This window comes from Desulfobacca acetoxidans DSM 11109 (genome assembly GCF_000195295.1).
In the GTDB taxonomy this organism is placed as follows: domain Bacteria; phylum Desulfobacterota; class Desulfobaccia; order Desulfobaccales; family Desulfobaccaceae; genus Desulfobacca; species Desulfobacca acetoxidans.
Genome location: NC_015388.1, coordinates 798040 through 821475, shown reverse-complemented (window position 1 = coordinate 821475; position 23436 = coordinate 798040). Strand labels below are relative to the sequence as shown.

The window sequence follows — 23436 nt, the reverse complement described above, 5'->3', positions numbered from 1 at the left end:
GTTAGCGGGGTGAATTATTGGCGGCAACAGCTTCTTGGCCCTCCCGGCCTCCGGCTATCTTTCCTTGAGAATAACTTTGTGATTCACCAGATTCAGGCTTTGAATAGCAGCTTTGATAACTTTCTGCTCGCCAAAAATACTCACCAGACGCAGCTCATCCCCCTCAGGTTCGATGATATCGACGTCCTCCAGAAATAGCTCTTCTTTTCCGTTGCGGATAATATATGCGGCTGCTTCACACATGTTGAATAATCTCCTTCAATCGGATAGTTACGATATGTTCAACCAGATGCGGTAGGGGTTCGGGTTTGAGGCCGACGACTTCGATGCGTTCCTGGGTGAGAGGCAGAAGCAATTTCAGGGCCGGAGACGAGGCGATGGCCTCGGCCATGCGAGAGGTAAGTTCTCCCATCATGGAGTTGGCCAAAACGATGGCGATGGGGCCGATGATGACCTGAGCGGTTGCTACGGTCCGAACGATAGCGTTCTCCCCCGTGGCGCCTTTATTGGCTCTAGCCTTGAGCATCTGGGCGGTGGCGATGGCATTGGTACCGAGCGCGACAACCTCATGCTCTTCCTGATAGACATCTTTGATTCTTTTGATGATGGCAGCGCCGATGCCGCCTCCCTGACCGTCGATAACGCAGATTCGCACCTGAAACCCCTTATCAGCTTACCCTTTTTTTTCTAATTTATCTAATCCCTAAACCAGATGCAAGGTGCAAAGGAAAAAAACCCGCTCGATCTTACATATATGAAAACCGTGAGCCGTGAGCCGTGGGCCGTGAGCCGTGAGCCGCGAGCCGTGAGCCGTGGGCCGTGAGCCGTGAGCCGTGAGCCGTGAACCGTGGGCCGTGGGCCGTGAGCCGTGAACCGTGAGCCGTGAGCCGTGAGCCGTGAGCCGTAAGCCGCGAGCCGTGAGCCGCGAGCCGTAAGCCGCGAGCCGTGAACCGTGGGCCGTGGGCCGTGAACCGTGGGCCGTGGGCCGTGAACCGTGGGCCGTGAACCGTGGGCCGTGGGCCGTGAGCCGTGAGCCGTGAGCCGCGAGCCGTGAGCTGTAAGCCGTGAGCCGTGAGCCGTGGGCCGTGGGCCGTGAGCCGTGAGCCGTGAGCCGTGGGCCGTGAGCCGTGAGCCGTGAGCTGTGGGCCGTGAGCCGTGAGCCGTGAGCTGTGAGCCGTGAGCTGTGAGCCGTGGGTAGAAAAAAACAATTGCTCCTCAGGCCAACTTGTTCTCATGTCTCGTTGTCTTCCTGAAAACATGAAAACTTATGGAACAAGACCATTACTGAGCGGCGGGAAAGTGCACCGCCTACCGCCTTGAAAGTAAAAAAATTGTAATAAATCCTGAGTACTCTTATTTGAATACTATTTCAGGCTTCGTACTAAAAATCAAATTTAAACAAGACATCGGCACCAGTGGAGCGTTGGCCCTGCTCGGCTTGCAGTCCTAAATAGCGATTGACCCGATACTCCAGGCGCAGCTTGGTAGGATCATCTTTGGCACCGGGGCTGGTCTGCTGTTCGACCGAAAGATCGATTTTTTTAGTCAGAGGCTTGACCACCCCCACGGTTCCAGGAGTGCTCTTGACCGAGACGTTTCCCAAAAGGGGAAAATCCTCCCCTAACAGGTCTTGGATTTTCTGTGCCGTGATGCCTCCCAAAACGCCCACCGCCTGCTGACTGACATTGAACTCCTCCTGGCTCAAAGCGGAGGTAGGGCGGCCGAAAAGCAGATATGATAAAAGATCATTCGGCGGCATGGGCGGTGAACTGGACAATTCAATCTGAGGTTTATCGACCGGACCGGTGACATCGACCTGTAGGGTGGCATCGGTCATGTCGTGAGTTACCTGGGCCTCCACGTACGGTTGTTGGTTGATAACCCCGGCAAAATTCACCATGCCCTTTTCGACCTTAAACTTTTTGCCGAAAACGTTGATATCGCCATGTAATGATCTTACCATTCCCAGAAGTTGCAACGGCTCGAGGGGTTGTTTTTTAGCTCGCAGGTTCAGGCTGAGCTCAACCTGAGCCATCTTGTCCCTCACCCAGATGTTTTCCGGGGCCTCCAGGCTCAGGGCAATTTTCATCAGATCAAACGGTCCTCTCAGTGCCTCGGGAGGATGCCTGCCTACTTTTTCGCCAGGAACCTGACGTTTCACTAAGATAATATCCGAGTGCTTGCCAGCCGTTGGCCGAAAGAGAGCTGTACTCAGGGAGGCATGGGGAATTGTCAACTGTCCCTGCAACACCATGGCCGACCAGGGACCGGCCAGATTGATCTGACCGCTGAGCAAAGCCTCCGAACCAAGACGCTGCAGAAACTTGAAGTTGTCCGCCTGAACTTGCGTCTTTACCCTCTGTGGCCGATACCCCGCCAGATTCAGGTCGCCGCCGATGACCAGGGTTCCGGTGCTCGTCAAAGTCAATTGTGGCAGGGAGATCGTATTCTCCGTCCAGTTTACCACACCGGGAGAGACCTGATAACGCGCCCCAGCCTGGCGCAGGATAACATGTCCCTCATGCCAGCGTATTTGGGCATCGACGTCGGGTTGTCGCCAGTTACCTTGAACGCGTCCTTGAAGGTCAACAGGAATATCAGCCTCCGATACTTCCGGGGTTAATCTGGCCACCAGCCCCAGATTGGCCCGCTCGGATTTGAACCTAAAATCCAAACCGCTCCCAGGGAGATCGAACTGAAACGGGGTAAGGGACAGCCGCATCGGTACAGATCCGTCCCATGAAAGGCGGGAGCCTTCGGAGCTCTCCTGCGCCGCACCGCGTATGCTTAAAGCGTCGTTCCTTAAACTCAGAGCTGATTCAATGGACTGTAAGGAAAGGCTTTGCCATTTCAGGCCGGTTATACTGATCTGGGCATCCATCTGAGGGTGGTGGGTTGAGCCGGTCACCGCTGCCCTGGTCTGGATTTTCCCCTGTAATCCCTTTACCCGGGCGATTTCCAGAGAAAGGTTGCGGACTTCCAGGCGACTAGAAATTTGCTCTCCTTGCATCTGAGCCATGACCTGCACCGTCCCCCCATTTACTTCAAAAACTGTTTCGGTCAGGTCTAATCCGGGAGAAAATCTTGCCCTTACCGGCGTGCGGTTCAGAACCGAGACCCCGGCCAAATGCAGCCGCAACTGTTCCAGGTCCAGTGCCAGGGGACTACCCCCCAGGTCCAGGCGACCGGCAAGTTCGATCAGCGGCCCTGGAGGGGGAGAGGACGCCTTAAGGTCGAACCGCCAGCGATGGTCAACACCATTAGCGGCGAGGATTACCCGAGAGAATAATCCTGCCGGGGTTCCTACCTCTCGGCCCTGCAAGTTAAGCGTACCGCTGCGAGGAGGCAAATCCCGGCCCTCAGCCTTGAGAGAAAAACCTTGCAGCTTAATATCCCCCAACGATAGATGTGCGCCTTGAACCTGAAGCAGGTATTGTGGCTCCGACAAGGTCCCCTGGAGTCGGCCATCGAAGGTCAGACTTCCCTTGAGAGCGGTGGGAATCGGCCAGTCACCCTCGGGCAGAGTTCGGCCTTGGAGAGAGAAATCAAGTTTCTCCTTTCCCAGGGAGCCCTGCAGTTCGGTAGCGATATTCCCGAGCACGAGGCGGAAGGCGGGAATGGCCAAAATTGATTTTCCCCAAGTGAAGCGACCCGAAAAGGTCTTGAGGGGATGATCTCCCCAGGACCCGGAGGCGTTGATCTCTCCGGCAACCATAAGCTGTTCAGTCTGAGTGAGCTCGGGCAACTGAAATCTGGCTTGAAAAACACCGCTGCAGGTTGTCTTGGGCGGTAGATCCAGCCCGGCGAGGCCAGGTTGGAGATCTTCGGCCCGGAGGCTTATTTCGCCCTGAGGGGAGGTAAACAAAGAGCCCTCGGTTTTAAGGCTCAGACGACCAAAATTGCCCGAGATCAGGCCGTCAACGGTCTGCCGCAGCGCCGATCCGGAAGCTGAGACCTGAAATTGATCGATTCTGATCCCTCGAAATGTGAGCGGCTTGGCCTTGAGCTGCCAGGAAAATTGCCGCGGCGGCCACTCTAGTCCCACCCCTTTGAGTTGAAGATTGATACTTAGGGGAGAAGCCTCGCGATAGAGTACCGCCCGGGGAACGTCTAACCGGGCCAGCATCTCTGGAGTAACATCGGTCAGATTGACCTGGAAATCATATCCCCAGGTATCATCCCGGCGATTTAGGGATCCGTTCAAAAAATAGGAGGCCTTATGAAGAGAGCCGTTGAGCTGAAGTTTAAGATCAATCAGCATACCGTGAACGTGTAATTTTCCGTTGCCCCCCCATTCGGAAGGCCACTTTTGATAGAGGCGTCCCAGCAAAGCGGACGGCAGCGGGCCGATCTCTCCGGTTAATTCCGTGCTGCCGGTTTCGTTGAGATAGACTTCTCCGGAAAGATTCAAGAAATTTTTGCCATCCGCAGCTAAAGCAAATAAGGGCAGACGAAGGCAATCGCGGCTGAATGTCAGAGCGGTTGCCAGACTGAATTTACCCCAGGGCGTTGACACAGCTAGATTGGATTCCCCCAGTTCCACCCGCTGCTGCGGTGACAGGGGCTGCAACAGGCGCAGACCCAGATCGGCAGCCACGCCGTCAATAATTGTCTCTCCCTGGGGCTGCTGCATCACGACTGCGCCGTTGTCGATGAGAATCCGGGAAAAACTCACCGAACTAAAGGGGAGGGATACCGGCTTGGCCTCGCCTTGGGATGGTACCACCAGATTGCTCACATTCCACTGGCCGCTCTGATCCTGTTCCAGTCTAAGGATGGGATCGTAGAGAGCCAGCTTGTCGACTACCGGTTGCAGTTGAAAGATCGAACCCAACGATATCCGCAGCATGAAGCTCCTGACCCGCAGAACTGCCCCGCGAGGTGTTTGCAGTCTGAGGTCGTTAAAAAAATAGCCTTTAAAAGGGGTACCGGCGATCTCCCGGACCATGATTTCGCCGTGCAACTGATTATTAACTGTAATGATCAGCTTCCGCCCAGCCCAACGCCAAAAGGTCTCCGAATGCAGGACAAACCACCCGGAGCAGCAGACTGCCAGACAGAACAGGAGAAAGTAAAAGAAAATCTTTCGGATAAGGGTGAATTTCATTCCTGCTACCCTGACCATTTCAGGCTGGTTATTACCAACATTAACGAGTTAAGGGAATTAAAAACTCTGACCGATGGTGAAATAAACCTGATATTTGTGGTTTACCCCGCTACTTGGATTTAAAGGAAAGCCGACATCGACGCCCACCGGACCGATGGGGGTATTATACCTCAGGCCGAAACCGGCACCGTATTTCAGCCGTCCGGCGTCCAAATCGGCAATCTTAGGATAGACGTTGCCGCAATCCAGGAACCCCACACCTCGCAAATCCTGATAGATCGGAAATCGTAGTTCGGCACCGCCCTCCAGCAGGGCGTTGCCGCCGACGTAATTTCCGGCAGCGTCCCTGGGCCCTAACCGGAAAAGGCGATATCCCCGGACAGTATTGTAACCGCCGGTGTAGAACCGGCGGAAGATTGGTATTTCACCGGTATCCTGGATGGGCTGCAGTAAGCCGACTCCGGCTCGTAAAGCCAGAACAAGTTCTTTCTGCCAGAGATTGATATATCGGCGGCCTTCCGTCCGGGCCGAAGCAAATTGTAGGTTGGCTCCGAAAAATTTCGGCGATACCTCCCCGTTTAGGTAAAACAGGCCTCCCTGCGTCGGATACAAAGCATTATCAGTGGTGTCCCGTTGAAATCCCAGGAATACCAAGGAAGTGCGAAAGGTCTGGTCTTGCGGTTCCTTAAACATGACCATGGTAGTTGCCGGTATATTGGAGGGCTCGTCGAACTGGAGCAGATAACCTCCATAAACCTTCCAATTCCAGGGCAGGTCGCGCTCCAAACGATTATTGAAAAAAAGGGTCTTGTCGTCGAAGGAAGGATAGTCGCGGTACATCAGGCCGCTGCTCATGATCAGATCGGCATAGCTGCCCCATAACTGGGGATTGGTAAAGGTGCTGGCAAACTTCGAGTCGATGCTGGAAAATTTACCTTCAAAATCGAGGTAGCGGCCTCCACCTCCGATATTGCGCCAACGCAGGCCTAAACGGGCTCGCACCTGGTCTTCGGTCCCCCAACCGAGACCTCCGGTGAAGGACCGTTTTGGTTTTTCTTTTACCCTGATACTGATCGGAATATCGGCTTCGTCAGCGGCTGTTTCCTCCGGAGTGACGGCCACACTGCTAAAGAGATCTAACTTATATAAGTCCTTTTGACTCTGGTAAATCTTCCGGAAATCAAAGCGCTCCCCCGGTTTAAAGGTCATCTTTCGGAGGATAATATAATCGGGGGTTTCCGGCCTGCCAGCAACCCTGGACTCTCCGAAGGAAGAGAGAGGACCGGAAGAGATGGAAAGCACAATATCTGCGCTGTTCTTCTCCTCGTCCAGATAAACCTTGCCCTCTACATTTCCCCGGGGATATCCATGTTCCAGGAGATAATTTAAGTAGAGACGCTTCAGATTGTCATAGCTGCCTTCGATGAACCGGTCGCCTGTTTTTAGAGGGCGATCGCTCTCCAGTGGGGCTAGATCGAGGGCGGCATCCTGATCCAAGAGGCGTATTTCAATGTTGGCAACCTGTATCCACGGTCCTTCGTTCAGATGAATGGTTACCTCCGCTTGGCCTTTGGCGTCCTGTTGCACCGTGGAGCTAACCTCGGTGTGGTTAAAAACCCTGCTGCCGATAGAGGGCCTTGACCCTCTCCAGGTCTGCCTCCAACTCTCCCTCGGTAAAGGTCGGCAGTTTTTTCCAGGGCCAGATAGTAGGGAGGGAGATGGTTAACTGGCTCTTGATCGCTTTGCTAGAGATTATCTGATTCCCAATGATTTTGAGGGACTTAAGTTTTAGCGCCGCCCCCTCTGACACCGATTCGGCTAAACTCCAAGGAGGCCAGACAATCTGCCCCAACAGCCAGAAAGCCAACAACATCCCCCTTATCCACAAACGATAAAAGTCCGTCATAAACCTCGCGACAAGGGTTGATTAAAAATGAAAACGGCTTGTTATAAAAATCTTGACACCGATTTATCGGCTGCTTCGAGCCCTACACCCTGTCTGGGCTCTATCGCCATCCCGAATTTTCTGGCATATACCTGGGTAAATTCAGCACCAATAAAGATTATCTGGGCGGAATAGTAGACCCAAAGGAGCAGAACCACCATGGAGCCGGCGGCGCCGTAGGCCGAACTAACGCTGGTGCGGGCCAGATACGCCCCTAAAAGATTCTTCCCCAACCCGAAGAGGAGAGCGGTGATTCCCGCCCCGACCCCGACCGCCCGCCATGACAGCCTGACATCCGGCAACACCTTGAACAAGAGCGCAAACATGAGGGTAAACAGCAGCAGGGATAAGCCGGTGTTAAGAGTTTGGACGAGTATTACCGGCAGAGGAAAGTACATCCCGATGAATGAATCCGCCATCGCCACCACTGAACTAATAAGCATGGACAAGAAAAGGACCAGGCCGACAAGGATAACCGTGAAAAAAGACTTTAGTCTGTCGATGATCGAATTCACCAAGCCAGCGGGTTGATACTTGACGCCCCACATGGTGTTCAAGGCATTTTTTAGGGTGACAAAAATAGTCGTCGATCCCAGGAGCATCAGGGAAATGGCGGTTATGGTGGCTGTCAGGCCGGAACCCGGTTTATAACTTCTTTGGACAATATGCATGATATTCTTGGCATTTTCAAGACCAACAAATCCGGTCAACTCCTGCATCAGATAGATCTGAACCGATTCCTTTCCCAAAAAAAAGCCGACTACCGCCATGATGATGATTAAGATCGGGGCCAGTGAAAAAATGGTATAAAACGCCAATGCCGCTCCTAATTGCGGGGCGTTGTCAGTGCTCCACTCTTGATAGGTCTCCTTGAGCAAGGACCATACTGTCTGAACGAGGAGGGTGATTCTGGTCTCCAAAGTATCTGCCATGGCTACCTCTTCGGCAACGGAGCGAGATGTTGCCGCCGCAGGGTTGGAGATTAGGTCTCTTGGTCAGGTTTGTTTCGACAAATTCGAGGGTATTTCTTTTGAGTTGCCCGGTGCCGCCAGCGGGAAAAACCATTGCCCGCAGAAGCCGTGCGCCAGTCTTCTTACAGAATCGCTTGGGAAGGTAATCAATTGCCCTTACCTTAACCTTTATGCTAAAATCTTTCAACCGGAAACCGGAAAACAAAAAACGGAAACGCGGTGCTCTTAGGGTTGAGTCAAGCCGGCCTGCTCCCGCAACTGCTGCAACTTCTTGGCTAATTTCTCCGGTGACTCAAAACGAGATTCTATATGGGAACGGTGCTTACCTTTCACCAGTGCTTCTTGGAGTACGCTAATCAGTGCAAGGGTGCGGGGATTGCGACTATCCAATTTCAGGGCCCGTTCCAGATTATACAAGGCTGTACCGACTAATTGCCCTTTGGTACACAATATAGCCAAGGCCTCAAGATTATAGGCGGCAGGGTCAAAAGGAGTCAACTCCACCGCATAACTAAAACTATCCAAAGCACCGGAAGCATCCTTCAGGAACAATTGGGCAGCACCCTTGAACTGCATAGATGTGGCTAGATTGGCACGGTCGCCTAACGTATATGATTCCTCCCGAAAGCTGGTAAATTCTTTTATGGCGGCCCGATAATTCCCGGCCCGGTAGCGGTACAGTCCGGCCATAAAATGCACCGCCGGCAGAGAAAACTTCGGGTCTACCAAATGCCCGGCCACCCACCCCTGGGTGTCGCCCAGATCAATCTTATACCAGAGACCACGCCGGTAGCGCATGTCCAACACCCGATATTCTCCGTCTAAATACACTGTTCTGATTTTGCGGGAATCTTGCCCGGGGCCCTGGAAGAGGGTAGCGGTGTTATACTTGCCTTCCACCTGCCGCGGCGGCACTTCAACCAGACTGTTATCGACAAAGGCTTTGCCGCCGTCCGCAGTTTTGACCACAAACCAACCACCTTGCATGGCGGTAGCCGCCAGGGGCGTATTGGTTGGCACGGTCTGGAGCGGCCGACCGTTTGCCTGGGGTTCGGCGCGCAGCACCGCCGAGCGCCGGGTAACCACCGTCCGCTCAAAAAGGTTGTTGCGATTGGTTTGTACCAGAGCAAAATTATATCTGGTGCGGGCAATCTCCGCTTCCAGGCCAGGCACCGGCTTCAGTCGGATCAGCAGATCACCGCCCCGCACCTCCGGTAAGACAGACAGGAAGCTGTTGAGGAAGACCTGTTCCCCCTGTTCCCAGACCGCGCCCCACAGGGCCATGGAACACCGCTGGTCGCGGGCGATCTCCAGAGCGGCCAGGTGATAATTTTTTTCGAGCAGATCGACAATCCGTTCCTGTCCCGGGGGGTGGGCCAGAATCACTCCGGCCCCACTCTGGTCGCTGATGGCGGTAAGCACCTCGCGCCAGATCAGATAGCCCAGACACTTGCCCAAACCGGTATCACCGGGGTCAAGGAATTCGGCGATCAACCCCTTGTTCTGCAGATGGGGCAGAGCTTCCCGCCCCTTTTCGACGCCAGGTTTTGTAAATTGACGGGTAATCACATATCCAGCCCAAACATCACTATTAAAGGCCAGGCTGAGGACCACGGAGATGAGAAAAAGAAGCGTCTTCATAATCCCAACTCCTTGTTTACCAGTCCCAGCATCAGATCGATCTGGGAAACGATCTTGTCTTCCTCGGTCAACCCGGCTTTCTCGGCGATGAGGCAGGAACGCACCCGCTCGATCCCTTGACGGTCGCCCTTGGCCTTGGCCCGCTTGAAGTCGCGCAGGCTGAAGGCCAGCACCGTGCGGGAGAGCCAGAGTTTATTAAACTTCTGCGACAGCCTGGGAGAGTTGAGCAGGTCGGCCGGCAGCACATCTTCCACGGTGTCCGCAACCGGCAATTCTTTGAGCGTGGGAATCATGATATAGCGTGAGGAGATGTTGACCTGGTTGTGGCCCGCTTCGTCGCGGCGTACCTCCCCCATGCCGCCGATCATGGCCAGGGCGTTGAGAAAAAAGCCCAAACGCCGGATTTTCTCGGTGTTGGTCCAGGACATCTTGATCTCGAGAGGTTCCAAGCTAATGTCCGGAGACGAGGCAATGGCCGCCGAAGAAGAGGCCAGCGCCTGGAGGTGGGTGGCAATAGCCATAAAGAGGCCTCTAGCCAGATAACCGGTTTGCGGCGGGGCGACCGGCCCACCTTCCACCGGGGAGGCAATCTCGTAGGGCAACAGGTAGAGCGTGTAGCCTTCCCGACTGACTAACTTTTTTAAGGGTTCCTTGATTTCCGGGGCAATCTCAGCCTCATCAAAAACCATGGGGACAGTGACCTCTTCGCACTCGGAAGCCGCCCCTGCCTTGCAGGTCAGAACCCGGTGGGCCTTGAGAAACGACGGGGCGCTGAAGGTGAGGGTAAGGCTCTTGCCCTCCGCGGCCCATTCTGGCGCAACCTGATTCAGGTCAATTTCAAAGCGCCCATAGACATCAGTCTGGGCCACGTTGGCCTTCTTGTCCCTGAGATCGATGGTTACCCCCTCCAAAGGATGTTCCCCGACCTCGGAAATCACCCTGCCCCTGATCTTGCCGGAAAAGGGCGTCTGAGCTGCCGCCGTACCGGTCAAGAACGTCAGGACAACCAAGACTGCCAGCCTTTTCATGGCTCACCTCCACAAGCAAAGTGCACCGCAACCCGCCCTTGCCGCAATTCCCGCCGTCCCAAGGAAAAATCCTGAGTTTTACAACCCGGCAGACGGAGCCGCAGCATCCGGGGTGGCACATCTCCCCTTCGAGGGTAGGAGAGGACAAACCTGCCGTCAACCGTATCCACTACTCCCTCTTCTAACGAAACCTTACGGCCCTGGTAGTCCAGCAGCATCACCCGCAGGTCCGCCAGCCGCTCTTTGGTGGCGCTGTCCGCAACCTCAACAACCCCGGTTAACTCCCCTGGCAGGGGATAGCAAGCCTGTTCCACCCAACTGAACACAATACCCGCCATGATGAGACCCAAACCCACCAGCCCCATCACCTGGAAAAAAGGTTTTTTCTTCGCTTTCCGGAGCTTGATGAACAGCCAGCCGAATAATAATCCAACAATGATGAAGAGAAAAATCTGGACCAGGAGGATGGGCAGGTCGATGCCAACCTTTTGCAGCACGCCCAGCACTTTTTCCAGCATGGCCGGGCCAAAATCCAATACCGCAGTTATGCTCTCCGGCTCTTCCATGGCTTCCTCTGCCCCATTTTGGGTCTATTGCAATGAGTTGACAGCGATTTTAGGTAAACTGCTCCTCAATAGTAAAAATTATATGATAGTACATATAAAATTATTTTTGATTATTGTAAATATTTTTAACGGATTTAACCGGCGGAAAGGAAAAATATGAGGAAATACCTTTTCTCAAGCTGGTGCTTGGAAACCAGGGGAAAAGGCCGGACGCGCTTCGCTTTGCCGCCCCACATCAATGGCCATTGCCCTTTGGTCACTGGCTACTGACCACTGTATTCTTTGCTAAGAGGGAACCATCGGTAATATGGTTTACGAAAGATCGTTGTTCCGCAGATCGGATTGAGAGTGAGGTGATTCGGGCAGGGTTATCGTTCTGAAAGGATCGCACCAGGGGCTAACTTTGTATTCGCCCCTGGTGCTGGCAATATTACCCTTCGGAATTCTGAAAATTCCCCCAGATGACATTTTTTTTGCCGTTGGGATGTCCCAGAAGGTTCAAAGCACCCTCTAGAATACCCTGCGGGTCAAGGCCGTATTTGCGGCGCAAAATCTTCTGGCTGCCGTGTTCGACAAAAAGATCTCCCACCCCCAGACGCTTTACAGGGATCCCATGGAGACCGTGGTCCGATAGGAGTTCCAGTACGGCGCTGCCGAAGCCTCCGGCCGCAACATTTTCCTCGACCGTAAGCACCCGGCCGCACCGAGCCGCCAGAGAGAGTATTTGAGCCTGATCCAGGGGCTTAATAAAGCGGGCATTCACGACAGTAGCTTTGAAACCCTGTTCCTCCAAGCCTCTAGCCGCCTCCAAGGCCGGGTAAACGCTGGCGCCGACGGCCAGGATAAGCAGATCGTCGCCCTCGGTGAGAACCTCGGCTTGGCCCAGGGGGATTTTCTTGAGAACGGGAGAGAGGGGGGTGCCGACGCCGCCGCCTCGTGGATACCGCAAGGCAATCGGACCTACATGCGAGACTGCGGTATAGAGCATATGCCGAAGCTCGTCCTCATCTTTAGGGGCCATGAGGATCATGTTGGGCAGATGCCGCAGGTAGGACAGATCAAAGAGGCCCTGATGGGTTTCGCCATCCTCGCCGACAATGCCGCCCCGATCCAGGGCGAAGATAACCGGGAGATTTTGAATGCAGACGTCATGCAGCACCTGATCATAGGCCCGCTGTAGGAAGGTGGAGTAGATGGCCACCACCGGCCGGAAGCCCTCGGTGGCGATGCCGGCTGCAAAAGTGACGGCGTGTTGTTCGCAGATACCCACGTCAAAAAAACGATCCGGATAGTGCAGCCGGAAATCCACCAGGCCGGTCCCATCCGGCATGGCCGCAGAAACCGCGACAATGCGGTGATCCTCACGGGCCAGTTTGATCAGGGTGTTGCCGAATACCTCGGTGTAAGTAGGGATATCGCTGACGGTTTTTTTGGGTTCGCCGGTCTCCAGGTCGAAGCATCCCAAACCGTGAAAACAGGTAGGATTGCATTCGGCGGGTTCGTAGCCCTTCCCCTTGGTAGTAAGAACGTGGACCAAAACAGGACCATTGAGATTCTTGACATTTCCGAAGGTCTCAATGAGATGGTCAAAACGATGGCCCTGAACCGGCCCTAGATAATTAAACTTGAGGGCTTCAAACAACATGCCGGGAGTAAGAAAGGATTTGAAGGACTCCTCACTTTTTTTGGCCCACAGCATCAGCTCATCACCGATGCCGGGAACCATTTTAAGAAAGTTTTCAAACTGGCGGCGGGCGTAGACCACCGCCCGCTTGGTGAGCTTACGGCTGAGAAAAGAGGAGAGGGCGCCGACATTGGGCGAGATCGACATCTCGTTGTCGTTGAGAACAACAATCAAGTCCTTGCTCAAGTCGCCGGCATTGTTCAATCCCTCAAAGGCGAGGCCGGCGGTCATGGAACCGTCGCCGATGACGGCGATAACCCGCCTACGCTCCTTTTTGAGGCACTTTCCCACTGCCATGCCCAAAGCCGCAGATATGGATGTAGAACTGTGACCGGTGTCAAAGGCATCATAAGGGCTCTCCCCCCGCTTGGGGAAGCCGCTGAGACCGCCGGATTGGCGAAGCGTATGAAAAACATCTTTGCGGCCGGTGAGAAGCTTATGGGTATAGGCCTGGTGGCCGACGTCCCAGATGATCTTATCCCTCGGCGTATCAAAAACATAGTGCAAGGCGATGGTGAGCTCGACGACACCGAGATTAGGAGCCAGATGCCCGCCAGTAGTAGAGACTGTGCTAATGATCTGTTGGCGGATTTCTTGGGCTAGTTGGGGAAGTTGCTCCACCGCCAGCCTTTTCAGATCAACCGGACTGTTAATGGCATCCAGTAGGCTTTTTTTCTGCAGGCTTAATGCCTCAGAGCACACCGAAAATTGAGGTTTGGGATCGGACATGGCTACTCCTGTGACTATTGACGTCTAACAAGTAGATACCGGGCTAATTGCCGCAGCGGTTCGGCCCGTTCGCCGAAAGGCTGGAGGTCCACCAGGGCGGCTGCGACGAGATCGCGGGCCTGGTTCTTGGCCGCAGCAACACCCATCACGGCCGGATAGGTGGCTTTCTGACGGATGGCGTCCATACCGGTGGGCTTGCCCATTTCAGCAGACTCGCCTTCCACGTCTAGTAAGTCATCGGTAATTTGAAAGATTAAACCGAATTTTTCTCCATAGTGCGTCAGGGCCAGAATATCTCGGGCTGAACCACCGCCCAGCAGCGCCCCGGAGCGCACCGAAGCCGTGAGCAAAGCTCCGGTTTTCAAGCGGTGAATAGCCTCAACCTGCTCCAGGGTACTCGGTTGACCCTCAGCTAATAAATCGGCCATCTGACCCCCTACCATTCCTTGATAGCCAGCCGCCCTGGCGATGGTTTGGACTACTTCATGGTAGACGCTTGCCTGGGCCGGGTGATTGGTCGCAGCAGCGGCCAGGACCTCGAAGGCGGCGGTGAGAAGGCCGTCCCCCGCCAGGATGGCAGTGGCTTCGTCAAATTTTTTGTGGCAGGTAGGGCGTCCTCGTCTGAAGTCATCGTCATCCATCGCCGGCAGATCATCATGGATAAGGGAATAGGTGTGAATCATTTCCAAAGCGCCGGCTACCGGCATGACCTGTTCCACATTGCCCGCCACCGCCTCAGCCGCCGCCAAACAAAGGATCGGACGGAGCCGTTTGCCGCCAGCCAGCAGCGAGTAGCGCATAGCCTCCACCACCCGTTGGCCGGGGCCGTTGCCAGGGGGCAGATAACACTCCAACGCCTGATCAATCAGGGTCTTGCGTTCCGAGAGATAGGTTTTCAAGTCCATGCGAAACCCAACCTAGCTAGTGAATTCACTGTATGATTCTAGTGTGACTCAGACATCAGACCCCTTGGCCTCGTTGGGGGTGAGAAAAGGTCTGGTGATCAGATTGCCGGCCTCGTCCTGCAAGAGGATTTCCACTTTCCGGTCCACGGCATCAAGCTGTTCAGTGCAGAGGCGGATTAGGCGCATACCGGCTTCGAATCTGGCCAGCGCGGCCTCCAGGGGAAGATCACCATGTTCCAACTGTTGTAGAATATCTTCCAGCGCTCGTAAATTTTCTTCAAAACTATTTTTGGCCATGTGAGTTTCCGGTTTCCTGGTTTCCGGTCGGTATTCAGAAATTAATTCTGCCCAGTCTGGAAGCCGGTGCCGCAGTTATTTTGTAGGCAACGGTAAAGTTTCGTCGGTTATGGACGTCACCTGACATCTGAGAGCACCGTGGTGCAGGTGTACTAACACCGGCGCACCCACGGCAGTCTGTTGGGATGTCCGCAAAACCGCCCGGTCGGGCAGCGTTAAGGCCACGGCATAACCGCGGGCCAGGATGGCAGCCGGATTGAGAGGGCGGAGACGGTCGGTCAGATGCTCCAACAACCTTCGGTGATCACTCAGCCGGCGCCTAAGAACCTGTTGCAGTCGGCGGTTATCCTGCTGTAGCAATAAACGCTGGCCTTCGCTCCGACGGCGGACGCTCAAGAGAGAGAGGCGGGCGGCGGCCAGCCTGAGTTTAGCGGCGGCGTCCCGACGTTTGGTCTGCCAGAGACGTTGGAGCTGCTCGGCACGTTCGTCCAACCTGAGTCTGAGGTCGGCTACCCGTCGGCGTGGGTCTTTGAGGCGATGGCCTGAGAGCCGCAGACGCTCCCGGCCCTGCTGTAATAAGTTCAAAAATCGGCGCTGCAATGAAAGGCTTAGGCGCTGCAGCTCAAGCTGCAACTCCTCCAGGGGGCGTACGACAAGTTCAGCGGCGGCCGAGGGAGTAGGAGCGCGTCGGTCAGCTACAAAATCGGCGATGGTAAAATCAATCTCGTGTCCTACAGCGGAAATCACCGGGATGGTTGATTGAAAAATGGCCCGGGCCACCTTTTCTTCATTGAAGGCCCAAAGGTCTTCGAGCGAGCCGCCACCCCGGGTCAGGATAATGACGTCCAGGTCGGGCATGGTGTTGAGGGTGCGCAGGGCACCGACAATCTCTTCAGCCGCGCCGGCGCCTTGCACCCGCACCGGATAGACCAGCACCTGTATATTGGGAAAGCGGCGATGCAGAATCTGCAAAAAATCCCGGATGGCGGCGCCACTGGGAGACGTTACCACGGCCAGTCGATGCGGCAGATAGGGTAGAGGTTTTTTGTATCGCGGGTCGAAAAGACCTTCGGCATCCAGGCGGGCCTTGAGCTGTTCAAAGGCCTGGGCCAGCGCCCCCATCCCCAGAGGTTCGGTATAGTCGGCTAACAGCTGATACTCACCCCGAGGCTCGTAAACCGTGAGCTGACCGCGACAGACAATCTTTAAAGAGTCGACCGGTTTGAAACGCATCGCCTGGTAATAACTCCGAAAAATTACTACCCGGAGCTGGCTTGCCTCGTCTTTCAGGGTAAAATAACAGTGTCCGGAGTGCGGCGACCGCAGATTTGACACCTCTCCCTGCACCCAAACCAAGGGAAACTCCTGCTCCAGACGATCCTTGATCATTCTGGTCAGATCTGCCACGGAGTAAATTCGCGGGTATTCCGGCGATATCGGGGTAATAATTGACCTCATAAACAATTGTTTCAGTAAAACACATATGAAAGAAACTAGCAATGCCTTTTTAGCAATCGGCGGGCTTGGAAATTTACTTGGCGAATCGATTAAAATTTGATATTATTAGAAATAATTAGAAGATGGAGGCATAAGTATGTTCCAATTGGGCGACTTGGCCGTATATCCGGCACACGGCGTTGGGGTTATCGAGTCAATCGAGGATAAAGAAATATCGGGGAATCACCAGACGTTTTATATAATGCGAATATTAGATAATAACATGATCATTATGATCCCGACGCACAATGCGTCCAACGTCGGACTGCGTGGAATTATCGACGGTCAGGCGGTGACCACTATTTATGAGATTCTGGCAAAAAAAGACCGGGTGGTGGAACACCAGACCTGGAACCGGCGCTACCGCGATTATATGGAGAAAATCAAAACCGGTTCGTTATTTCATGTCGCCGAAGTCTTGCGAGACCTGACCTTGCTGAAGCTGGACAAGGATCTTTCTTTTGGCGAACGCAAGATGTTGGATACCGCCAAGAACCTATTAGTGAAAGAACTTTCCATCGCCGAGAAGAAGGAGGAAGACAAAATCGAACAAAAAATCAACAGCTTGTTGGAGTTAACCGCAATGGAGCAGGTTGCGTTGGCCTGACTGCCCTTATCCACCGCTATTCAACCCATGACCATGGAAGGATGAAGAAACAGAGGTGATTGCGGTTGTTTCAAAAGATTGTCGTCGGGTGTATTTTAGGGGGTGTTTGTGCGGTTAGCGGCTACTTAATCGGGAGCCAGATTCCACATCTGCAACATCTCTGGTGGGCCGGCTGGGCGGGAGGAGGCTTTGGACTCATCGTTGCCTTTCTCACCCTGCAGTTGGAACGGGTCGTTAAGCGGGTACCGCTTAAAACGATTATGGGTGGCACCTTGGGCTTGTTTACCGGATTAGGTATCGCCAAATTAGCGAGTTATCCTTTCGAACAATTCTTAGAACTGCCCACTCTACAGATTCCCTTGTATATCTTTTTTTCGGCAATATTCGGTTACGTCGGGCTGATGTTGGGCGGCAAAAAGGTGGAAGAGATCGTCTCGCCGCCTTTTTTAGAAGGGGGCAAAACCTTTCGCCACCTGCCCAAGGTACTGGATACCAGCGTCATCATTGACGGGCGAATTGCCGATCTCTGCGATACCGGTTTTTTGGAGGGAACGATGATCGTTCCCAAATTTGTCTTGAAAGAATTGCAATATATTGCTGATTCTTCCGATGATTTAAAGCGGATGCGCGGCCGCCGCGGTTTGGATATCTTGCACCGCATCCAGAAGCAGAATCGGGTGCGGGTGGAATTTTTGGATACCGATATTGAACGGATGGATGTTGATTCGAAGCTGGTGGAGGTAGCCCTCAAGCTGCATGCCAAAATCTTGACCAACGATTTTAATCTTAGCAAAGTAGCGCAGTTGCGCGGCATCGAAGTATTGAACATCAATCAATTGGCCAATTCTTTAAAATCCGCCGTGTTGCCGGGGGAGACGATGCAGGTGCAGATTCTCCGGGAAGGCAAATCCCAGGGTCAGGGGATTGCCTATATGGATGACGGCACCATGGTAGTAATCGAAAATGCCCGGCAATACATCGGTAAAGAAGTCAACGTGGCGGTCACCAGCGTCCTCCAGACTACTGCTGGCCGCATGATCTTTACTGAAATCAAGGACGATGGCGGTTCCCACGTCCGATCCTGATTACCCCCCACCAACCGGGACAACCCTTGATGTCGAGGCTGAAGAGGAAGGTCTGCGGCTGGATCACTTTCTGGTACGGAAAATGCCATCCTTTTCCCGAGCCCGCCTGCAGAGATGGATAAAAGCCGGTTTGGTGCAGGTTAATCAAGAAGAGCGGCAACCTCATTACCATATGCGCAAAGGCGACCGAGTGGCCGTCAGCCCTCCAGAGGTACAGCGCTGGCATCTGGCTCCGGAACCCATCCCTTTAAAGATATTGTATGAGGATGAAGATCTGCTGGCGCTCAATAAACCGCCCGGTCTGACCGTGCATCCGGGTGCCGGTCAGAGTTCCGGCACCCTGGTGAACGCCTTGTTGCACCACTGTCCCGATCTGGGAGGAATTGGCGATGTGCAGCGGCCGGGGTTGGTGCATCGGCTGGATAAAGACACCAGCGGCGTGATGGTGGTAGCCAAAACCGACAGGGCGCATCAGGCGTTGATCAAGCAGTTCAAAAACCGTCGGGTGGATAAGAGGTATCTCGCTTTGGTCTGGGGACGGTTTTCCGAAAACCAGGGTGAGATCGAAGAAGAAATCGGGAGGCATCCCACTCAAAGACACAAAATGGCCGTAACTTCCCGCCGCGGGCGGCCGGCGGCAACGTCCTGGCGGCGGCTGCAGGAATACCCCGGACCTTTTAGTTGGCTGGAACTCAAGTTACACACCGGCAGAACGCATCAGATCAGGGTGCACCTGTCTTCTCTGGGACATCCGGTAGTGGGCGATAAAATCTACGGCGCCGGTGACCGGCGATTGCTGGTCCTGCCCCCGGAGCTAACCGAGTTGCGTCCCCTGGTGCGCCGACAGGCACTGCATGCCTGGAAGTTGCACCTCAAACACCCCTGCCGAGATCTTGAACTAGACCTGGAGGCGCCGCTGCCGGAGGATTTGCAGAAGATCTTGGATTTTTTGGAGCAGCAGCGCCTATGATTAAGGTAGCTTTGACTGGTGGAGTAGCCTCCGGCAAGAGTACCGTCGCCGCGATGATTCGAGAGGCTGGTATTCCGGTCATCGACAGTGACCAATTGGCCCGCAGGGTTGTTACTCCCGGTCGACCGGCTTGGGAGGCGGTGCGGCAAAACTTCGGGGGGGAATTCTTCCAGAAAAATGGCACCTTGGACCGGGGGAAATTGGCTCACCTGGTCTTTACCCACCCTACGGCCCGGAGAAAGCTGAACCAGCTTCTTCATCCCTGGATCGCCCAAGAGCTGCAAGAAAATCTGGCGCAGCTCCAATCACAAGGGGTGCCCCTGGTGGTAGTAGAAATCCCTCTCCTGTTTGAGTTGGGTCTGGAAGGCCTGTATGATTTCATTATTGTGGTCTACGCCAACCGGGAGAGGCAGAAGCGCCGACTGGCCCGGCGTGATGTCCGGTCAGGGCCAGAGATCGAGGGCATCCTAGAGGCCCAGATTCCCCTTGACCAAAAGATCGAGAAGGCGGATTTTGTTGTCGACAACTCTTTCTCAATTGAGGAAACCCGCCAACAGGTAAAAAAGATAACCCTTACCTTAAGAAAACAGCTTGACAAATAAATCTAAAAAGTTTACCGTGACATAAAGCCTGCCTTCAGGAAGTTCGGTTTTGAGCCGATAAGATAAATCAGATTACATCCATACCCCCATGAAAATAATCTAAACGTTACCGGTGGAATAGGCGGTTATTCAATTCGCATCCCCAACCACAATATCCCGGTTTGCATAATTGGCCATAGATCAAAAGTATTTGGGAGCCGAGAAAGGCTCTAATCAGTAAAAACCACAGCCTGGCATTTTCCCTTCACTCAGCGGAAAAAGGCAGTAGACGATTGCAGTAATGGAAGAGGAAACTTTGTGAAAAAAAGTATTTGTCTTATTTTTGGAGGAGCAGTGTAGTGCGGAATGGGGAGTTTATGAATTTAACAGAGTTAAAAGAAAAGAAGATCGGTGAGTTAACCAGTTTGGCCAGGGAGTTTAATATTGAAGGGGCGGCCGGACTGCGGAAGCAGGAATTGATTTTTGCCATCCTGCAGGCCCAGACAGAAAAGAACGGCTTTATTTATGGTGAGGGCGTTTTGGAGATTCTGCCAGACGGTTTTGGCTTCTTACGCTGCCCGGATTACAATTATCTTCCCGGACCGGATGATATTTATGTCTCCCCCTCCCAGATTCGCCGTTTTAATCTGCGCACCGGCGACACTGTTTCGGGTCAGATCAGGCCTCCCAAGGAAGGCGAACGGTATTTCGCCCTGCTCAAGGTAGAGCACATCAATTTTGAAGATCCGGAGAGCACCCGGGACAAGATCTTATTTGACAACCTGACGCCGCTCTATCCCAATCAAAGACTGCATTTGGAAACCGGCCCGGATAATTTTTCCCCCCGGATTATGGATCTGATGACGCCCATCGGCAAGGGGCAGCGGGGGCTGATTGTGGCTGCTCCTCGGACCGGCAAGACCATGCTGCTGCAAAGCATTGCTAACAGCGTTGTGACCAATCATCCGGAAGTAATTCTGATCGTGCTGCTCATCGACGAACGTCCGGAAGAAGTTACCGATATGCAACGGTCCGTGAAGGCCGAGGTAGTGAGTTCGACCTTCGATGAACAGGCTCAGCGTCATGTGCAGGTGGCCGAGATGGTTCTGGAAAAGGCCAAACGACTGGTGGAGCATAAACGCGATGTCGTAATCTTGTTAGATTCCATTACCCGCCTGGCGCGTGCTTATAACACCGTGGTGCCGCCCAGTGGCAAGATACTGTCCGGCGGGGTGGATTCCAACGCCCTGCATCGCCCCAAACGATTCTTCGGGGCAGCGCGCAATATCGAGGAGGGTGGCAGCTTAACCATCATTGCTACCGCGCTGATCGATACCGGCAGCCGGATGGACGAAGTGATCTTCGAGGAATTCAAAGGCACAGGCAACATGGAGATTCACCTTGACCGCAAGCTGGTGGAGAAGCGTATCTTCCCCTCCATAGATATTAACCGTTCCGGGACCCGCAAAGAGGAATTGCTTCTTCCTCAAGATGACCTCAACCGCATCTGGATCTTGCGCAAACTGCTGTCGCCCTTGAATCCTATCGACAGTATGGAATTCCTCCTGGAAAAAATGCGCGGCACAAAGGACAATGCAGAATTTCTGGCTTCTATGAGCCGTTAACCCTCTGTATATTTTGTAATATCAGGTTAGCCGGCTCCATCGTTATCCGAACTTCGGACTAATTAATCGCTACGATCAGCGTCATTTTCTTCTGCAACGGCCTCTCATCCCATTAATGAACCAACGTTAGAAAAGAATGTTTGATTTTTGCCGTCTGAGGTGACTTTCTGACTTGACAAAACCGCTGGCCCTGAGGTTAGAATGCAACAGTGGCTGGATGGGGCGCGGTTGGCTGTCAGCAGCGGCATAAGATCAACTATCTCAATGCCGTTTGCCACGTGTTGATCGTTTATTATCTTTGAGGCATGAAGCGGGGGTATGTTATGGAACTTCCAGAACTTGGGTCTGCGACGGTCGAGATGGTGGTGGACAATTTTATTGATGTCTTTGAACCCTCTCTGCCCGGGGTAGTGGAGCGGATGACGCCCGGGCGTCTCAAAAAACCTCTCATCGCAGCCCACGGTCTGTCCATGCTCATCACTATGGAGCTCAACGGCCAGACAAAACGGATTCTCATGGATACGTCGAATTCGCCCTTGGTCCTCTTTAACAATTTGGAGGCCTTAGAGAGGTCGGTAGAGGATATCGAGGCGCTTTTTTTAAGCCATGGTCATCCCGATCATTACGGCGGTTTGCAGGAAGTGCTGGCCAGGCGCCAGTCCCCCTTGGAGGTTTATCTGCATCCGGACTGCTATCTGCCCAAACTGTTGATCACCCCCAGAGGACGGGTGGGACCCTGGACCCTGGAGCGGGAGGCGCTCGAGCGGGCCGGAGCCAGACTGCGGGAAAACACCCAGCCGACTCTGATCGCCGGAGGCGCCCTGATCAGTGGTCCCGTTGAGGCCAGCGTCAGCTATGAAACCCCGTTGCCGGGGGCGAAGCGGATAGTCAATGGGAAAGAAGAACGGGATGATTTTCGGGATGAGCAGGTGTTAATTATGAAGGTCAAAAATCGCGGCCTGATCGTCGTCGCCGCCTGCTCCCATCCCGGCATCACCAACATGATCCGATACGCTCAGAAACTCACCGGAGAGACAAAGGTAGCAGCGGTTATCGGCGGATTTCATCTGACCGCGGGAGGGGAGCAATTAATTCAAAATACCATCAAGGGCTTGCAGGAACTTGACATCGGCCTGATACTTGCTGGTCATTGTACCGGTTTTCGGGCCCTGGCGTCCCTCTATGCCGCTTTCCCGGAGCAGTTTATGGTCAGTTGCGTGGGTACTAAGGTGATGATCAGCTAGTCTTAAGGGCACTTTCCTGCCCGGACCTCCAGGAGAATGGCCGGTCTATCGGAGATGCAGGCTGGTGCCCTCAGCGGTAGCCTCATCCAAGTCGAACATGCGGCGGCCATCCGGTCGCTCGATGACGGCATAATGGTGGATATTTGAGAGTTTATGAGTTGTTAAACGGATGTTTTCCAACTGTTCCAGTATCTTGTTAAGATAACTGTAACACGGGTGTTCGGGGGTCAGTTCGAGGGTCAGCAGGCTGACATATCCCATGATAACCTGCAGGTATTGATTGAGCTTATGGGCCAGGGTATTACTGATTTCGGTGACGCCGATGAGGCGTTCTTCCTCTAACACCCTTCCGGCCAGGTTACAATGATCATGCATATCCTCTACCAAGAGGAGCTGACGGTACTGCCCGGACGGATCACCGGGAAGCGGCAGGCTGCGGCAAAACAGTTTTTGGCCTCTGCGGTTATAGCAGATCTTACCCGATGCCAAGTCTTTGAGACAACACTCACTGGAGCCTACCTGGTTGTTGGGATACAGAATGTTCGGCAGGTCAGGAAGAAGTTGCGAGCATGTTTCACCGTAAGCCTGATGAGGATTAAGGTTAAAGAGACGGCAGGCGGCGTCGTTGCCATAGATAAATTTACCTTGGTGATCAAAAACGAGCACAGCCAGGGGCAGATTTTGAATAATGTCTTCCATAACTGACATATGACCTCATCGACTTGGCAAAATTGCCGATTTGCTAGATAAATATCTCGCTTCTATGAAAAGTTTCAGTAATTACGTGAAGAGGTGCTCATGCTCCAATCGATTGAGTTAAACCAAGCATTCGGGGTATAAGAAGGGCGCTGTTTCTCCAAGCATAGCCACACAGTCAGAAACTGTTTAGCATTGAGCCTTTGGCAAAATAGCTTTTTGTGTCATCCTGAGCGAAGTGGAGGATCTTAAGCCTTT

20 protein-coding genes are annotated in these 23436 nt (G+C 53.7%); 6 read left to right on the top strand and 14 right to left on the bottom strand.

Features of this window, described 5'->3' with window-relative positions; translation table 11 throughout:
• Nucleotides 1-54: 54 nt before the first annotated feature.
• The 13 genes from DESAC_RS03460 to xseA all read right to left on the bottom strand — a co-directional run bounded on the left by DESAC_RS03460 (nt 55) and on the right by xseA (nt 16280).
• Nucleotides 55-243 (bottom strand): CooT family nickel-binding protein, encoded by a 189-nt coding sequence (locus DESAC_RS03460; protein WP_013705691.1) that lies wholly within the window; start codon nt 241-243, stop codon nt 55-57.
• Complete coding sequence (locus tag DESAC_RS03455; protein ID WP_013705690.1) at nt 236-655, bottom strand: DUF3842 family protein; 420 nt, start codon at nt 653-655, stop codon at nt 236-238. Before DESAC_RS03455 ends, DESAC_RS03460 begins: the two co-directional genes overlap by 8 nt.
• Nucleotides 656-1381: 726 nt before the next feature.
• On the bottom strand, nt 1382-5107 hold the full coding sequence (locus DESAC_RS03450; protein ID WP_013705688.1) for a translocation/assembly module TamB domain-containing protein: 3726 nt from the start codon (nt 5105-5107) through the stop codon (nt 1382-1384).
• Nucleotides 5108-5164: 57 nt separating this feature from the next.
• On the bottom strand, nt 5165-6694 hold the full coding sequence (locus DESAC_RS03445) for an autotransporter assembly complex protein TamA (RefSeq protein ID WP_041283779.1): 1530 nt from the start codon (nt 6692-6694) through the stop codon (nt 5165-5167).
• A 22-nt stretch (nt 6695-6716) separates the two neighbouring features.
• The gene (locus DESAC_RS03440) at nt 6717-6980 is read right to left on the bottom strand and encodes a POTRA domain-containing protein (protein WP_041283778.1); all 264 of its coding nucleotides are present in this window, start codon (nt 6978-6980) and stop codon (nt 6717-6719) included.
• A 74-nt stretch (nt 6981-7054) separates the two neighbouring features.
• Nucleotides 7055-7984: a YihY/virulence factor BrkB family protein gene (locus DESAC_RS03435; protein WP_013705687.1), complete on the bottom strand. Its 930-nt coding sequence runs from the start codon at nt 7982-7984 to the stop codon at nt 7055-7057.
• A gap of 264 nt (nt 7985-8248) precedes the next feature.
• Nucleotides 8249-9664: an SH3 domain-containing protein gene (locus tag DESAC_RS03425; protein WP_013705686.1), complete on the bottom strand. Its 1416-nt coding sequence runs from the start codon at nt 9662-9664 to the stop codon at nt 8249-8251.
• Nucleotides 9661-10692 carry a peptidase associated/transthyretin-like domain-containing protein gene (locus tag DESAC_RS03420; protein ID WP_013705685.1) on the bottom strand — a complete coding sequence of 344 codons (1032 nt, stop codon included), beginning with the start codon at nt 10690-10692 and terminating at the stop codon, nt 9661-9663. The genes DESAC_RS03425 and DESAC_RS03420 overlap by 4 nt, the downstream gene beginning before the upstream one ends.
• Nucleotides 10689-11258, bottom strand: a complete 570-nt coding sequence (locus DESAC_RS03415) for a hypothetical protein (protein WP_013705684.1) — start codon at nt 11256-11258, stop codon at nt 10689-10691. Before DESAC_RS03415 ends, DESAC_RS03420 begins: the two co-directional genes overlap by 4 nt.
• 430 nt (nt 11259-11688) lie before the next feature.
• Complete coding sequence (gene dxs, locus DESAC_RS03410) at nt 11689-13671, bottom strand: 1-deoxy-D-xylulose-5-phosphate synthase (protein ID WP_013705683.1); 1983 nt, start codon at nt 13669-13671, stop codon at nt 11689-11691.
• A gap of 14 nt (nt 13672-13685) precedes the next feature.
• Nucleotides 13686-14576, bottom strand: coding sequence for a polyprenyl synthetase family protein (locus DESAC_RS03405; RefSeq protein ID WP_013705682.1), 891 nt, complete (start codon nt 14574-14576; stop codon nt 13686-13688).
• A 48-nt stretch (nt 14577-14624) separates the two neighbouring features.
• A complete protein-coding gene (xseB, locus tag DESAC_RS03400) occupies nt 14625-14873 on the bottom strand; it encodes an exodeoxyribonuclease VII small subunit (protein ID WP_013705681.1) in 249 nt (82 codons plus the stop codon).
• A 75-nt stretch (nt 14874-14948) separates the two neighbouring features.
• Nucleotides 14949-16280 carry an exodeoxyribonuclease VII large subunit gene (xseA, locus tag DESAC_RS03395; protein WP_218915707.1) on the bottom strand — a complete coding sequence of 444 codons (1332 nt, stop codon included), beginning with the start codon at nt 16278-16280 and terminating at the stop codon, nt 14949-14951.
• Nucleotides 16281-16467: 187 nt separating this feature from the next.
• On the opposite strand from xseA, the gene DESAC_RS03390 reads away from it, so the two are divergent.
• The 6 genes from DESAC_RS03390 (at nt 16468) to DESAC_RS03365 (ending at nt 22482) form a co-directional block, all read left to right on the top strand.
• On the top strand, nt 16468-16977 hold the full coding sequence (locus DESAC_RS03390; RefSeq protein ID WP_013705679.1) for a CarD family transcriptional regulator: 510 nt from the start codon (nt 16468-16470) through the stop codon (nt 16975-16977).
• A 65-nt stretch (nt 16978-17042) separates the two neighbouring features.
• On the top strand, nt 17043-18062 hold the full coding sequence (locus tag DESAC_RS03385) for a PIN/TRAM domain-containing protein (protein WP_013705678.1): 1020 nt from the start codon (nt 17043-17045) through the stop codon (nt 18060-18062).
• Nucleotides 18037-19032, top strand: coding sequence for an RluA family pseudouridine synthase (locus tag DESAC_RS03380; protein WP_013705677.1), 996 nt, complete (start codon nt 18037-18039; stop codon nt 19030-19032). The genes DESAC_RS03385 and DESAC_RS03380 overlap by 26 nt, the downstream gene beginning before the upstream one ends.
• The gene (gene coaE, locus DESAC_RS03375; RefSeq protein ID WP_013705676.1) at nt 19029-19634 is read left to right on the top strand and encodes a dephospho-CoA kinase; all 606 of its coding nucleotides are present in this window, start codon (nt 19029-19031) and stop codon (nt 19632-19634) included. Before DESAC_RS03380 ends, coaE begins: the two co-directional genes overlap by 4 nt.
• Nucleotides 19635-19990: 356 nt before the next feature.
• Complete coding sequence (gene rho / locus DESAC_RS03370) at nt 19991-21238, top strand: transcription termination factor Rho (protein ID WP_041284178.1); 1248 nt, start codon at nt 19991-19993, stop codon at nt 21236-21238.
• Between the two features lie 323 nt (nt 21239-21561).
• Nucleotides 21562-22482, top strand: coding sequence for an MBL fold metallo-hydrolase (locus DESAC_RS03365; RefSeq protein WP_169311494.1), 921 nt, complete (start codon nt 21562-21564; stop codon nt 22480-22482).
• 45 nt (nt 22483-22527) lie between these two features.
• On the opposite strand, the gene DESAC_RS03360 is transcribed toward DESAC_RS03365, so the two are convergent.
• Nucleotides 22528-23190 (bottom strand): PAS domain-containing protein, encoded by a 663-nt coding sequence (locus DESAC_RS03360; RefSeq protein WP_083800185.1) that lies wholly within the window; start codon nt 23188-23190, stop codon nt 22528-22530.
• Nucleotides 23191-23436 lie beyond the last annotated feature (246 nt).

Coding starts and splice junctions, on each gene's coding strand:
- DESAC_RS03460 (WP_013705691.1), bottom strand. CDS start 243: ATGTGTGAAGCAGCCGCATATATTATCCGCAACGGAAAAGAAGAGCTA.
- DESAC_RS03450 (WP_013705688.1), bottom strand. CDS start 5,107: ATGAAATTCACCCTTATCCGAAAGATTTTCTTTTACTTTCTCCTGTTC.
- DESAC_RS03440 (WP_041283778.1), bottom strand. CDS start 6,980: ATGTTGTTGGCTTTCTGGCTGTTGGGGCAGATTGTCTGGCCTCCTTGG.
- DESAC_RS03435 (WP_013705687.1), bottom strand. CDS start 7,984: ATGGCAGATACTTTGGAGACCAGAATCACCCTCCTCGTTCAGACAGTA.
- DESAC_RS03425 (WP_013705686.1), bottom strand. CDS start 9,664: ATGAAGACGCTTCTTTTTCTCATCTCCGTGGTCCTCAGCCTGGCCTTT.
- DESAC_RS03420 (WP_013705685.1), bottom strand. CDS start 10,692: ATGAAAAGGCTGGCAGTCTTGGTTGTCCTGACGTTCTTGACCGGTACG.
- DESAC_RS03415 (WP_013705684.1), bottom strand. CDS start 11,258: ATGGAAGAGCCGGAGAGCATAACTGCGGTATTGGATTTTGGCCCGGCC.
- dxs (WP_013705683.1), bottom strand. CDS start 13,671: ATGTCCGATCCCAAACCTCAATTTTCGGTGTGCTCTGAGGCATTAAGC.
- DESAC_RS03405 (WP_013705682.1), bottom strand. CDS start 14,576: ATGGACTTGAAAACCTATCTCTCGGAACGCAAGACCCTGATTGATCAG.
- xseB (WP_013705681.1), bottom strand. CDS start 14,873: ATGGCCAAAAATAGTTTTGAAGAAAATTTACGAGCGCTGGAAGATATT.
- DESAC_RS03390 (WP_013705679.1), top strand. CDS start 16,468: ATGTTCCAATTGGGCGACTTGGCCGTATATCCGGCACACGGCGTTGGG.
- DESAC_RS03380 (WP_013705677.1), top strand. CDS start 18,037: ATGGCGGTTCCCACGTCCGATCCTGATTACCCCCCACCAACCGGGACA.
- coaE (WP_013705676.1), top strand. CDS start 19,029: ATGATTAAGGTAGCTTTGACTGGTGGAGTAGCCTCCGGCAAGAGTACC.
- rho (WP_041284178.1), top strand. CDS start 19,991: ATGAATTTAACAGAGTTAAAAGAAAAGAAGATCGGTGAGTTAACCAGT.
- DESAC_RS03365 (WP_169311494.1), top strand. CDS start 21,562: ATGGAACTTCCAGAACTTGGGTCTGCGACGGTCGAGATGGTGGTGGAC.
- DESAC_RS03360 (WP_083800185.1), bottom strand. CDS start 23,190: ATGTCAGTTATGGAAGACATTATTCAAAATCTGCCCCTGGCTGTGCTC.